Annotated in this window: 14 protein-coding genes; 8 read left to right on the forward strand and 6 right to left on the reverse strand. The window is 41.1% G+C overall.

The window, feature by feature from the left end:
- Nucleotides 1-27: 27 nt before the first annotated feature.
- The 6 genes from bfr to gmk all read right to left on the reverse strand — a co-directional run bounded on the left by bfr (nucleotide 28) and on the right by gmk (nucleotide 4974).
- The gene (gene bfr, locus J699_RS08275; RefSeq protein WP_005227625.1) at nucleotides 28-492 is read right to left on the reverse strand and encodes a heteropolymeric bacterioferritin subunit Bfr; all 465 of its coding nucleotides are present in this window, start codon (nucleotides 490-492) and stop codon (nucleotides 28-30) included.
- A gap of 267 nt (nucleotides 493-759) precedes the next feature.
- A complete protein-coding gene (locus tag J699_RS08270; protein ID WP_004776027.1) occupies nucleotides 760-954 on the reverse strand; it encodes a bacterioferritin-associated ferredoxin in 195 nt (64 codons plus the stop codon).
- Between the two features lie 181 nt (nucleotides 955-1135).
- Nucleotides 1136-1516 carry a RidA family protein gene (locus J699_RS08265; RefSeq protein ID WP_005227623.1) on the reverse strand — a complete coding sequence of 127 codons (381 nt, stop codon included), beginning with the start codon at nucleotides 1514-1516 and terminating at the stop codon, nucleotides 1136-1138.
- A 164-nt stretch (nucleotides 1517-1680) separates the two neighbouring features.
- Nucleotides 1681-3795 carry a RelA/SpoT family protein gene (locus tag J699_RS08260; protein ID WP_005282720.1) on the reverse strand — a complete coding sequence of 705 codons (2115 nt, stop codon included), beginning with the start codon at nucleotides 3793-3795 and terminating at the stop codon, nucleotides 1681-1683.
- A gap of 207 nt (nucleotides 3796-4002) precedes the next feature.
- Entirely contained in the window at nucleotides 4003-4281 is a 279-nt protein-coding gene (gene rpoZ / locus J699_RS08255) for a DNA-directed RNA polymerase subunit omega (RefSeq protein WP_004657467.1), read from the reverse strand.
- 69 nt (nucleotides 4282-4350) lie between these two features.
- On the reverse strand, nucleotides 4351-4974 hold the full coding sequence (gene gmk, locus J699_RS08250) for a guanylate kinase (protein WP_005227618.1): 624 nt from the start codon (nucleotides 4972-4974) through the stop codon (nucleotides 4351-4353).
- A gap of 103 nt (nucleotides 4975-5077) precedes the next feature.
- Here gmk and ispH point away from each other — a divergent pair, with 103 nt between their 5' ends.
- From ispH to J699_RS08210, 8 genes are all read left to right on the forward strand, one after another.
- Nucleotides 5078-6028 carry a 4-hydroxy-3-methylbut-2-enyl diphosphate reductase gene (gene ispH, locus J699_RS08245; RefSeq protein WP_005227615.1) on the forward strand — a complete coding sequence of 317 codons (951 nt, stop codon included), beginning with the start codon at nucleotides 5078-5080 and terminating at the stop codon, nucleotides 6026-6028.
- Between the two features lie 140 nt (nucleotides 6029-6168).
- Nucleotides 6169-6735: a pilus assembly FimT family protein gene (locus J699_RS08240; protein WP_005227613.1), complete on the forward strand. Its 567-nt coding sequence runs from the start codon at nucleotides 6169-6171 to the stop codon at nucleotides 6733-6735.
- Entirely contained in the window at nucleotides 6735-7277 is a 543-nt protein-coding gene (pilV, locus tag J699_RS08235; RefSeq protein WP_032868574.1) for a type IV pilus modification protein PilV, read from the forward strand. The genes J699_RS08240 and pilV overlap by 1 nt, the downstream gene beginning before the upstream one ends.
- A gap of 1 nt (nucleotide 7278) precedes the next feature.
- Nucleotides 7279-8256 (forward strand): PilW family protein, encoded by a 978-nt coding sequence (locus J699_RS08230; protein ID WP_032868575.1) that lies wholly within the window; start codon nucleotides 7279-7281, stop codon nucleotides 8254-8256.
- Nucleotides 8257-8269: 13 nt separating this feature from the next.
- Complete coding sequence (locus tag J699_RS08225; RefSeq protein WP_032868746.1) at nucleotides 8270-9022, forward strand: pilus assembly PilX family protein; 753 nt, start codon at nucleotides 8270-8272, stop codon at nucleotides 9020-9022.
- Nucleotides 9023-9032: 10 nt separating this feature from the next.
- Entirely contained in the window at nucleotides 9033-12896 is a 3864-nt protein-coding gene (locus tag J699_RS08220) for a hypothetical protein (RefSeq protein ID WP_171070855.1), read from the forward strand.
- Between the two features lie 4 nt (nucleotides 12897-12900).
- Entirely contained in the window at nucleotides 12901-13443 is a 543-nt protein-coding gene (locus J699_RS08215) for a type IV pilin protein (RefSeq protein WP_032868576.1), read from the forward strand.
- Nucleotides 13444-13478: 35 nt separating this feature from the next.
- On the forward strand, nucleotides 13479-13877 hold the full coding sequence (locus J699_RS08210) for a type IV pilin protein (RefSeq protein ID WP_050441688.1): 399 nt from the start codon (nucleotides 13479-13481) through the stop codon (nucleotides 13875-13877).
- Nucleotides 13878-13914: the final 37 nt, after the last annotated feature.

Here is a 13914-nt window from a genome sequence, read left to right on the forward strand (position 1 = left end):
GCTTTGGTTTTTTTATTTGTTGCAGGTTTAAATCTGGCTTTGAATATAGTTTTCAATACCCACATTTTCAACCAGATCAAGTTGGGTATCGAGCCAGTCCCAATATTCTTCTTCTTTCTCTAGAATTTCTTGGACCAGATCACGGGTCACATAATCTTGTTGAGCTTCGGCAAGCTCAACCGCTTGCTTGATCGCTTCAATATTTTCTTTCACTTTACGAATATCACAGTTCAGCACTTCTTCGGTATGTTGGCCGATATAGAGTTTGCCCAAATGTTGTAAATTCGGTAAGCCTTCCAGAAATAAAATACGCTCAATGACTTTATCGGCGTGTTTCATCTGACGGATCGATTCTTTATATTCAGCTGAACCTAACTGTTCAATTCCCCAGTCATTAAACATACGTGAGTGCAAGAAATACTGGTTGATGGCAGTTAAATGGTGGTAAAGCACCTGATTCAGTTGGTTGATAACTTCGCGATTGCCTTTCATTGCGTTTACTCCAAAAACACCAAGTGTTGATGCCCTAGTAGCTAAGGCAATTTATCTTATATTAATCAACAAATAATGTTCTGGCGAGTAATTTATAGAACGGCAAATGAAAATCACAATCATAAGAGGAGTATTTGAAACAACCAAAGATGATTATAGGGATGTGATTTTCATAAAAAAACCGCTGGATGAGGAACCTTTGAGATTCTGCAAGAAGCGGTGGAGTCGTAAAAGATACTTACATGAATGCGTCGTTTTTAAATTAAATCAGGCTGCAATCGAGATACGTGCTGCAATTTCAGCAAGCTCATCACTAATAATTGCGCGTGCTTCAGGTGCACAACGACCACAACAGGTGCCTAGGTCGAGTAGGTCACGGATTTCACGATAGCTTTCAGCGCCGTTTGCAACAGCGTCTTTGATATCCTGATCTGTAATTCCACGACATAAACAGACATACATGGGAGTGATCCACAAATATAAATGCGATAATTGATATTATTGATAATTGTTATCGTTTGTCAATGAATTTCATTCTAATGCAGTTCATAACTTTATTGGGAATTTGAATAAAAAAATACCGCTTTATCGGCGGTATTTTGAGTGTTTTTTATCTTATTGATAATTATAAGTTAAAAATATCTTATGCAATGATCACAATGCCATCCATTTCGACCAGCGCACCTTTAGGTAGACTTGCGACACCCAGTGCTGCACGCGCTGGATAAGGTTGAGCAAAATATTCGCCCATGATCTGGTTGACCAGTTGAAAGTGTGAAAGATCGGTCAGGAAAATATTTAGTTTGGCAATATCTGCCAAGCTACCGCCAGCAGCAGTACATACTGCTTTCAGATTGTCGAATACACGGCGGATTTGCGCTTCAATGCCTTCTACAAGTTCCATACTGTACGGATCTAAACCAATCTGGCCTGAGAGATAGAGCGTGTTGCCAACAAGAATTGCCTGAGAATATGTTCCGATAGCAGCAGGGGCGTGTTCAGTATGAATAACTTGACGTGACATTAAGCTCTCCTAAGTCCTATGTTTTCTCTTAAACAATGCGACTTTAACACAAAAGTGCAGACACGAAAGCGCTGAATACTGTTTAGTCGCTGTTGTTTGAATCTATTCTTGAGTTTTTACTGGATTCGAATCTGTGCAATGTCGATTACGGCACAGCTTAGGTGTTAATGCACTGTTTCGGCTTTGGCAACTTCGGGCTGTACAATTGGCATATTCAGGCGTTCAATACGCGGGAAACCAAAGTGCATGCGTAAGTCACGAATGATCTGGGCAATCTGGTTACGGTTACTGACGACGATGTTGACGTAAGTTTTCTGGTCTTGGGAATGGACCATTTCAACGCCTGTTTTGGCCTTACGGCATTGATAGATCAGGTCAGAGATTTGTTCATCATTCATTTCCATATGAATGCATAGATAGGCACTGAAGCGGACATCATCAATTTCTTCAGATTGCCAGTTGAGCGGCATAATATTTTCTGGATGCAGATGCTGTTCATGCAATAAGTTGCGACAGCGCGAGCGATGCACGATTAAACCGCGCCGTGATAAGTGTCCCTGAATCGGATCGCCTAGAACCGGATTGCAGCAATGCGCATATTTGACATCGACACCTTCAGTCCCCGCGATCAAGCGGTCGGACGTTTCCTGATGCTGTGAATAGTCTTGCGAGAATAAATGATTGGCCACCAGTTGTGGTAGCAAATCACCGACTGCGATCTGTTCAAACAGGGTATCTTTGCTACTTAAGTGACGCCATTCAAGTACGTTAATCCAGTCGGTTTGCGACAGGTCATTGATCGAACGCTGGAACAGTTTTAAGGCCCGGTTCAAGGCTTGTTGACCGACCAGACGTTGCTCATCAATATCTTGTTCACGCAACATGTTCTGTAAGGCGCGACGGGCTTTCTGGGTATTGATAAAGCTGAGCCAGTCCGGATTGGGTGTGGCAAGTACATCGGTAATGATCTCGACCACCTGTCCGCTATGCAAAGGGGTCGATAAAGGACGGATTTCGCCATCGACTTTGGCACCCACCGCATGGTTACCTAAAAATAGGCTGGCTGAATAGGCAAAATCAACCACCGTTGCGCCTTGCGGTAATTCGTGTAATTGCCCGTGTGGGGTATAGACCCAGATTTTTTCCTGATGCAAATAGTCCAGCAAGTCGCTAAATGTGGTTTTGGCACAACCACTATCGATCAAGGTATTCAGATTCTGCATCGATGCTTGGATCGCAGAACGGCAGGCCTGTGGCGCATTTTCACCCAGCACCACTCCAAAACGCGCAGCTTTACGCATCAGCTCGGTTTGAATGGTTAGAGAAAGCGTGGTTTTCTCACCTTTGAGCTTGATCATTAAGGACTGGTTACCCCCTGGAAGAGGGCGGCGAATATGGTCGCTATATTGTAAAACCTGAAAATTATCTTTGAGCGCGTCTACCAGACGGTCACAGTCAGCGATGCTTTGTAAAATGATTTCAAAGGCATGGCTATGGCTGAGTTCATTCAGGTCGATTTCATTTTTAACAAAGTGACGCAGTAATTCGATATTGTTATTTTTCTTTTTAATACGACCTTTTAAGTCATGATTTTTTAATAGATCAGTCAGTTTCTGTTCCCAGATGGCCTGATATTCGCAACGTTTTGGTTTGGTTTCCAATAAGGCGGTTTGCACATCATTGAACATATCCAGATCAAGATTTTGATAGCAGAGATGTTCAAGGTTATCTGCCATTTCATTCATACCGACCAGACGTGCCATCGGTACAAAAATATCAAAGGTTTCCTGCGCAATACGGGCACGCTTATCGGGACGCAGTGCGCCCAAGGTAGTCATATTATGATAACGGTCTGCCAGTTTAATAATAATGACACGCGGGTCTTGTAGAGTCGCCTGTAAAATTTTTCGGAATGATGCAGCTTTATTATATTCTTTATCGCTGGAATGGCTGAGTTTGGTCACGCCATCCACCAGTTCTGCTACCACCAGACCATATTTCTGTCCGATTTCGTCTTTGGTAAAGTCAGTGTCTTCAATCACGTCATGCAGTAAAGCGGCCATCAGGGTATCGGCATCCAGACGCATATGCGCAAGAATGCAACTGACCGCAATCGGGTGTAATACATAGGGTTCACCGCTTTTACGGGTAATACCGCTATGGGCTAAATCAGCAAAATCGCAGGCAGCAAGCACACGTTGAACGTCACTATCCTTGAGATAGGCTTCAATGATGACTTTGAGCTGTTGCTTGGCTTGGCTGACTTCTTCGCCTGGCATATAACACCTTTTTAACATGAATTCAGTAATGAATAAGCTTATCTTCTAATGAAAAGCAAATTGCAAAGCTTGTCAATTTGTTCATTATAAAAACTCGTAAATTTTTTCAATGAAGTATATTGTTTTTACCAATATAACGCTGAATTTTACAACAAACAAAAAAGCCCAGTGTCTTCACAATGGGCTTTTCAGCAGAGCAAATTCGATTTAGAAAGTGAAACCTTCTAAGTTTAATGAATTTGTAGACAACACCATATCAAGGTTTGATGTTTGATAGTCTTGATCGCGTTGTTTTAAAATTTCTTTAGTCACATGACCGACTGCGATCTCGCGTAATGCAACCACTGTTGGTTTGTCATTATCCCACTCTACAGTTGGTTCCATGCCTTGACGTGCCAATTGACGTGCACGTTTACTCGCTACCAGTACCAACTCGAAGCGGTTATCTACATGGTCTAAACAATCTTCAACGGTTACACGTGCCATAAGTTGTCTCGTCTGAACATCACATTTGAAAGACTGAGTAGTATAAAAGGCTTTTATACAAGACTCAAGTTATTCGCGATTAAGGGTAATCAAGTTTTGGATTAATTGCTGATGGCGATTGCTTTGCTGCAAGGTCACCAAACGGTTTGCGGTAATAATCGCTTCCAGGTCATGCACGGCCTTGTTGAAATCATCATTGATAATGACATAGTCAAAACTGGCAAAATGACGCATATCCTCTACGGCACAACTCAAGCGGTGTTCGATCACGTCGACAGAGTCGGTACCACGATTTGACAGGCGCTGTCTTAAGTCATACTGGGTTGGTGGGAGAATAAAGATCTGTTTTGATTCAGGAAAAAGTCGACGAACCTGTTCAGCACCTTGCCAGTCAATTTCGAGTAAAACATCATGACCTTGTTCAAGCTGCTCTTTCACTTTGGCTTGTGACGTGCCGTAATAGTTTCCAAACACTTCGGCATATTCGATGAAACCACCTTCATCGACTTGTGCTAAAAAGCTTTCTTTACTGGTAAAATGATAGTGAACGCCATCGAGCTCACCAGGACGTTGACCGCGTGTAGTATGTGAGACAGAAACGTGCAGGTTGCTGACTCGATCGAGTAGGGCTTTGACCAAAGATGTTTTGCCCGTTCCTGAGGCTGCAGAAACGACAAACAAGAGACCCGACATGATATTTTTCCTGAATATGATAAAATATCTTGGCTATTGTAGTGTAGCGTGCCATTAAACGAAATAGTTTGGCGTAAAAATTCAGTTGATCAGAGAGGTTGTTATGGAAATCGTGTTGGCCAATCCACGAGGCTTTTGTGCTGGTGTTGACCGTGCTATAGCAATCGTCAATCGGGCACTGGAATGTTTTAATCCGCCAATTTATGTCCGTCATGAAGTGGTACACAACAAATTTGTCGTTGATGACCTGCGTCAGCGTGGAGCCGTGTTTGTGGATGAGCTGGATCAGGTTCCTGACGATTCCATTGTGATTTTTAGTGCGCATGGCGTATCCAAAGCAGTACAGCAAGAAGCAGAACGCCGTGGTCTAAAAGTATTTGATGCGACCTGCCCCTTAGTCACCAAAGTACATATCGAAGTAACTAAATATGCCCGTGAAGGGACCGAAGCCATTCTAATTGGACATGAAGGTCATCCAGAAGTTGAAGGTACCATGGGTCAGTATGATAAAACCAAAGGCGGCGCTATTTATCTGGTTGAAGATGAAGAAGATGTGGAAGCCTTAACGGTCAATCATCCTGATAAAGTGGCTTTTGTTACCCAGACTACGCTTTCAATTGATGATACGGCGAAAGTGATTGATGCGTTACGGGCGAAATTTCCACAAATCCAAGGTCCGCGTAAAGACGATATTTGCTATGCCACACAGAATCGTCAGGATGCCGTACGTGATCTGGCGGAGCAGTGTGATGTGGTATTAGTGGTGGGTTCACCAAACTCATCCAATTCAAACCGTTTACGCGAACTGGCCGAGCGCATGGGTAAATCCGCTTATCTGGTCGATAATGCCGATCAGTTGCAAAAAGACTGGTTCAAAGCGGATAGTAAAATTGGGGTGACGGCAGGTGCATCTGCACCTGAAATTTTAATTAAACAGGTGATCCAGCGTTTACAAGATTGGGGTGCAACACCACCCAAAGAGTTACAGGGACGTGAGGAAAATATCACTTTTAGTCTACCAAAAGAGTTGCGTATACAGGTGATACAAGCCTAATTTTATTAGAAAAATGTGAACTGGAAACGGATGGATGACACTCCATCCGTTTTTTTTGCTGCTTATCTGCTTTGTATTGGTTCTGTAAAAATAAAATTTAAGATAGAGTAGTGAATTTTTAAAAATTGGGTGCTGGGGAAATGGGGAAAACTCGGGGATTCACCTTAATTGAATTGATGGTGACGATTGCGGTACTGGCTGTGATTGCGATGATGGCGGTGCCTTCATTTGGCAATCTCATTGCAAGAAAGCAATTAGATACAACCGCTAAAGATTTTGCTCTAGTTTTTGGGGAAACAAGAGGACAGGCCATTTCACTACGTAAAAAGATTACCTTGAAATTGACTTGCCCGACGGAGGCAGACTCGATAACTGGTGAAACGAAAATGGTTTGTCCTGCAAATACTGCGAATGAATTACATTGGATTTCACTTCGTGATGACATTGAATTGACGAGTGATAAGGTGGATGTCGTATTTTCAGGTTTGGGTATAGCACAACAACGTACCAAGCTTGTTGATAATCCGGTTTGTAGTGCGACACCTAGTCCAAACGAATGTGATAATGATCCGACGAATAATCCTCGTAAAATTCCTGAAATTGTTCCTCTGGAATTTACCCTGTGTAATGCAGAGCTGGGTGAGAGCCGGACAATTTTTGTCTCGAAAATTGGTACTGTCGATGGGATTAGCTCGGGGACGTGTTGATGTTAAAAAGAAAGATTGAGAAGGGCGTAGGACTGGTTGAGGTATTGGTCGCTTTAGTGATTTTAGCCTTAGGTGTTTTGGGGTTTTCAGCCTTACAGTTAAGAGCATTAGATGCGGCCCAAGAAGCCACAGCACAAACAGTTGCCATGAATACAGCCAGAGATCTTGTTGAAAGAATTCGTGTGAACCGGACTGCTCTTGCAAGATATCAAACGACCATTAATGCGCAAAACATTGATGAGAACAAACTTGTATGTAATGGGGCAACGCCTCGCAATGCGACCCCTGCTACAATGAAAATAGATTTACCCAAGTGTAATCCGTCAGCAATGGCTGAGCATGATGCAACCGAAATATTAAGAAAAGCAAGCGATCATGGTCAGGTGATTGTGATGGCGAATTGTGTGGCCAGTTCAATGAATTGTGTCTATGTTGCATGGGCTCCGACAACAATTACAGCAACGAACGTAAGTCAGTGTGTGAATACAACCACAGGCACCTATATTGTCGACGCAAAATGCTTGGTGATGGAGGCCTTTTAAAATGAATAATCATATGGCTAAGCATCGGGGTTTTACTTTAATTGAATTAATGATTTCACTGGCATTAGGACTCTTGATTAGTGCGATTGCAATTCAGTTATTTTTGACAAGTCAGCGTAGTGCAACAACTCAGCAAGGCATGATGAACTTGCAGAATACAACGTTATTTGGATTGGGTGAGGTGATTAATCACTTACGCATTGCAAACTTGAATGCTTCACAACCTTTTATTGACGATATGGTGTTGTACGGAGGCGTGGTTTTTACACCCAACAATATATCAGCCAATTTGCCTAATTTTACGATTAGTAATGATCTTTTAACCCGTGGAGGGATCGGCGCATCCAATCTGGTAGATGTTAAAAGTGATCAGCTTGTCATTCAATATAAAGTCAATACACCTAATCAATTTGATTGTGAGGGTACTGGCCTAACGGTAAGTGACTATGTGGTAGAGCGCTATTTTTTAAGAGAAGATATCAATAATAACGATCCGAATAAACCCCTTGCATTGGCTTGTAAAGCAGCACGTTATACAGCGGAATCAGCTAAAACCAATACCACTTTAGATCTAACAGGTAAAGGGGAAATATTAATTCCTCGGGTTGATCATTTTAGTGTTCGTCTAGGGGTTGCTTATGATGGTGCGAATGCTGCTTGTAATGCTGTAACTCAAACAGATGCGAGTGGCAGTATCGTCAATATAGCTGCAGATACCCGTCTAGACTGTTTTAGTTATATGAATATTGAAGACTACCGAGCTCTAACAGGGAAAAAACCACAAATTGTTTCTATTCAAATTGGTCTTTTAGCTCGTTCTACAGATACCGTTGGAAATAATCAGTTTTTTGATGCTAATCAGATTTATCAAGTCTTGAATGTTGGTGCAAAGCTAACACCGAATGACCGAAACCAGCTGTATTTACGAGATGTGGTAACGCAGACCATCGCCATTCGTAATGGATTTGGGATTGAGTAATGGGGATGATGTTATGAAGAATATAAGACAAGATCAGGCTGGGTCCGTTCTAATCGTTGTCCTCATAATGCTGGTGCTTTTAACGCTAGTTGGAACATGGGCGATTAGAGGCAGTATCACCTCTTTAAAGATTGCGACGAACGCTCAGGCTCAGGCTTTACTTAAGCAAACCAGTGATTCTGTATTTTATACCTTGGAAAATAAAACTGATGATGCACTTACCTTAGCCGAAATGCGTGGTGGGGATGGGATGCTAGGTTATGTGATGCGTCCTGAAAATAAAGGTAAAGAACTTGTTTTTTGTATTCGTGGTTCAGTTACAGATAATTTTTCAGGTGGTCGTATTGCCAGTGTAGTGTATTGGCAAGGCACAACTATTAAAAATACAGATGCTGGGAAAAACGGATTTTGTCAAAAAAACCGAATGACTGATTTCTTGAGTGGACGAAATGCAGTGATGACACAAGTATCAGTTCGAGCTTCTGAAACTGAAAAAGATTGGGAAGATATGTTAGAAGCAGATGATAAAGATTCATCTAAAAGTGTTGGAAAGCCACGAGTTGCTATTACTGCAACTTCGATTCTTCCTAATTTCAGTGAGGCATCAACTACAGAAATTAATAACTGTTTAAGTAATTACACAAGCTTTTCAGACCCAATCACAAAAAATAAAACCGTAACAGATTGTTTATCAGAGAAAAACGTTCCATATAGTACGCAACAGATGGAATATATTTTACAAACTATTAGCGGTAGTTCGTCATAGGAGTGAAACCATGGAAAAAATAAAAATGAAGAATGATTATATAAACCAGGTAAAACTACCGTTATCAGACAAATTAAAGAAAATTAAGGTGGGCGTATTTGCCGCGTCAATCACGACACTCATTTGTAATAGTATTCCAAGTTATGCCAGCGATGCAGAAATTTATGTCGTTCCTGCGAATAAGGTAGGCGCAACTACCTTGATGATGATGCTTGATATTTCAGGGAGTATGAAAGATTGTGATGAACCTAGTGGTGTAAGCAGTACAACAAAAACGAGTGATATTACTATTTCTCATAATGGATTTTCAACATCATACAGGCGGACATATTGTCAGGGTATTACAACAGAGCAACGTTATTATTTTAAACGGACAGGAACTGATAAAAGAGGGAGTCCGTATGTTTATTATAAATGTAGTGGTAGTATATCTCCTGATTATTCAACTAATACAAGTGATTGTACCTTTGCGGGGGCTAGTCAGCCGTCTTCTAGTTATACTACTACTGGGACAAATCCTCGGTATTATTATTTAAATCAAAACTTGGGTACATCAGAATACCCTTGGCGAATCACTCGCGTACAGGATGCCATGATTGCAATGCTCAATGGCAATGCGACAACGACGAAGCTGGCGGATGATTTAGTTATTGGTTTATCAACTTTAGGACGAAAAAATAGTGATAGTACAGATACTGGACAGATTCTTGTTCCTGCTAGAGCATTAAGTACAGTATTGGATAATACAACAGGTTTGACTCAGCGTGATTTACTTATCCAAAAAGTTGCAGCAATGACAGCTCCTTCTTGGACACCTACAGGACGCTCTTATGCTGAAACAGCAGCTTATTTATTAGGGACACATACAAAACATTCTGCAGCTACTACATCGGAAAGTATTAATGGGGTGAGTACCACTTATCCTTATGGTTCAGGCTTTTTATTCTCAGATGACGCAACTAAGAATACTGCAAAAACTGTTTATGAAGCACCAAGTAGTATTAAGCAACAAATAGGCACCACAGCAGAAGCTCGTAATGCCAGAGAATGTAGTGGTCAGGGAATTTATGTTTTAACTGATGGTGTGCCAAATAACTGGAGCTATACATCAGACTTGATGAAAACGGCTTTAACTAGTTCTTCATTTGCGAGTAATTTTAGTTGTACAGCGAATGACTGGGCTTGTATTCAAAAATTTTCTGCCTATCTAAAAGATCCTACGAAGAATCCTGTGGGAATTGAGTTTAGGACAGCAGTAGTTGGTTTTGGAGGGGAGACCTTTCCTGCGGACGCCAAGACTTGGGGGCAAGAGGGGGGTGGTGGATTCTATTTAGGTAAGAATGCTCAGGATGTAGTAGATAGTGTTAAAAATTTCTTAAAAGATATTATTAAGGATGTGCCAAGTATGAGTACTGGCGCTTCAACTATTCCTGTAGATGCTTTAAACCCTGAAATGATTCAGCCTTATGCCTATTTTCCACAATTTGAACCAAAAGTGAATCCAACGGATACGCAACAATTGTGGTTAGGAAATATGAAAAAATATTATGTGGTTAATAATGAGGTATCTGCATCGGCAAGTGGTGGTTCAACACAAACTGTCGTCCGAAAAAGTCAGCTTCAAGATCTGGATGATATGTGGTCAGCAGGAATAAGCTATCCACAACAAACTCCAATTTATAAAAAAGGCGGAGCATTAAGCCAATTGATTCTAGGTACAACAGTCTCAAGTAGTAATCTAGAAACAGGACGTAAGTTATTTACGAATTATGTCTATGATGCAACGGCCACAACACCTGTAAGCAATGAATTTGATTTAGTAAGAGTACCTTATACTTATACAACTGATGACAAAACTAAAAGTGATCCAAACGCCAAATACTTGATGGCTCTATTAGGCTATAACCTTACTGAAAGTGAAGTAGTTGAGGGCGTTGATTTTACAACTAGAACTGCAGATTTACGTCAAATGGGTAGTAGCCCACATTCTTTACCTGTTCTTTTAACCCAAGAGGGGCAATCCTTTGCTGAATTAGATAGTAGTGGTAAAGCTATTTTAAATAGTCGGAAGCGTGAAGACTATATTATGTTTGGTACAACACAAGGCTTATTGACTGTAGTTGAGGCGGGTACTGGTAAAGAAGTTTTTAGTTTTCTTCCTCGAGAAATGTTAGACAAACAAGCGGAGACCTTTAGGGAGAGAGGTGGTTCATTGGCTGGAGGCCGCTATGCTTTGTATGACGGTATGGATGGTGAATGGACAGCCCATACGGTATATGTAGCTAAAGATGATGGAACATTAACAGTTAAAGCAACTACACGCAATGTGGTTGGAAGTGCAACTGAAAAAGAAAATTTAAGCGGTAAACAATGGGTTTATGGTGGTATGCGTATGGGGGGGCGTAGTTACTATGCTTTAGACCTGACAGATATCAATAAACCAAAAGTGAAGTTCCATATTGATCCGAACTCTGGACGTGTGTATTCAGCTGATAGTGCTGATGGTAAGGTTTATGCTGCACTTGAAAATATGGGACAAAGTTGGTCTAAACCAAGATTGGATTATGTAAACTGGAAAGGTCAGCGTAAACTCGTCATGTTTATTGGTGGGGGCTATGATGCCGGCGGTACCGATGGTAATGGTTTATTTGATGCTCAAGGTCATCGTACGGGTTTTGCAGGTTATGAATATTATAATTATAAACAGGCACAGGCTAACTGTACTGTAGTAAATGATCTGACTTGTAGTACAGGCAAAAAAGGCTCTGGAGTTTATATGTTTGATGCTGACAATGGCGATTTGCTTTGGTATGCAGATTCAAATTCAGCATCAGCGACTACTGGAGTTGAGCATCTGAGTAATAGCGATCTTAAATACAGTGTTGTGAGTGAAATAAAAACTGTGGACCGTAATGGAGACGGTGTTGTCGATCATTTATATTTTGGTGATTTAGCTGGCCAGGCATTCCGTGTTGATTTTAAAAATGACAGTAAAACTTTCACTTCACAGATTAGTAAAGTATTGAATGTGCATAAATCAGATGGAACAAGCCCGCGTTTTTATTTACCACCAACGTTTACTGCACACCATAGTGGTGGAAAAGTAGAGGGAGGGGATATTGTTGTTGCTGCATTTGTATCAGGAAACAAAAGTTCACCTTTACTTGCAACAGTAGATTCAGTTGCATCAACAGGTTCGCGTAGTTCAACAGGTTTAGATTATGACGCTGTGTATGCAATCTATGATTATGATATTCATCCTGACAAGAGTGGTGGATATCCTGTATTGGCGGATCAACTTGCTGCACGAACATTAGAGACCTCTACTACAGCAGAAGCTAGTTTAACCAAATTAAAGTTGATTGAAACTACAGTAAAAAGTAGTGCAACAGTTACAGGGGCAAAGATTAATAAAGATACAGGTTGGGGTGGGTGGTACTACCCATTTAAGAAAACTTTTACCAATGTATCTGCAAATGCAGCTGTGATTAAAGGTCTTACTCCATTAATTGCAATGGATGGTAGTTTGTATGTGACAATGTATGATGCTTCAAATGCTGGTACTTCATCAGGGTGTGGTGCAGGAGTAAAAGGACATAGTTTTACTAAAAAACTATGTTTACCGACAGGTGTATGTAAAGAAGATGCAGATTATACATGGAATCTTGGTTCTGGTATTGTCAATCTTAATGTAGGGCCTGTGAGCGGTGGTAAGTCGATCATTGTTCAAGATACAAATGATATTTGTGTAGGAGATAGTTGTTCGCCATGTGTAGGGAATGATTGTCAAGTAAGTAAGCGATTCCCAATAGTAGATACACAGGTGCATTTTATACCAAAACGTTGGTATGAACGCTATGCCAAGGTGAATTAAGATTATGAATATCTCAAGTCGTTTAGGTTTCACCTTGATTGAATTGATGGTTGTCGTTGTGATTGTTGCAATCTTTGCAGCTATTGCAATTCCGAGTTATCAGCATTTCACGCGCCGTGCTATTGCTGCTCAGGCGCAACAAGAAATGTATAAAATTGCTGAGCAACTCGAGCGACATAAACTAAAAAATTTTACATACCTTGGCTTTAATGCGCGGTACCTTTACCCAGCACCTCCATCACCGAGAGTGGATAGTTTTGTAGAGACAACACAGACGCTTTCTTTACCTCTGGAGAGCAGTAATCCAAAATATACAATTAGGATTAGAGATGGGGGAAATGCAAATCCTTTACTCACAAACGCTACCGCAATGGGACAAAGTTGGGTCATTACAGCTATTAGCAGTGATGTTAAGAATTTTTCTTATCTATTAACAAGCACTGGAATTAAGTGTAAGACAATTACTCCAGTGAATATCAATATTAATCCTGGTTCAAGCACACCCCCTGCCAAGGTGGCGTGTGGTACAGGAAGTGAGGACTGGTAGTGCATTATAAAAAAGGATTCACACTGATTGAATTAATGATTGTGGTGGCGATTGTCGCGATACTTGCTGCAGTTGCTTATCCTTCCTATCAGCAATATGTCAAAAGAACAAAGCGGACAGATGCACAGTCTGAAATGATGATGATTGCTCATACGCTCAGTCAGTTTAAAGTTACGCGAGGGACTTATGCGGGCGCTGCTTTAACAGGCACTTTTGGAGTATACGGAAGTACAGTAACGCCAAAATCTGGAACAGCATTGTATGATTTAACACTGACAACAACCGCATCTACCTGGACATTAACAGCTATACCTAAAACGGGTACTTCACAAGTGGGTGACGGAAGTATTATCTTAAATTATTTAGGGCAAAAATGTTGGACTAAAGGTTCGAGCTGTACCCCATCCGCAACCAGCAACTGGGATGGTCGTTAACCTTATATCTAATAGCCAGATAAAAAAGCAAACCGCT

The sequence above is a fragment of the Acinetobacter sp. 1000160 genome, from assembly GCF_000588715.1.
GTDB classification, from domain to species: domain Bacteria; phylum Pseudomonadota; class Gammaproteobacteria; order Pseudomonadales; family Moraxellaceae; genus Acinetobacter; species Acinetobacter courvalinii.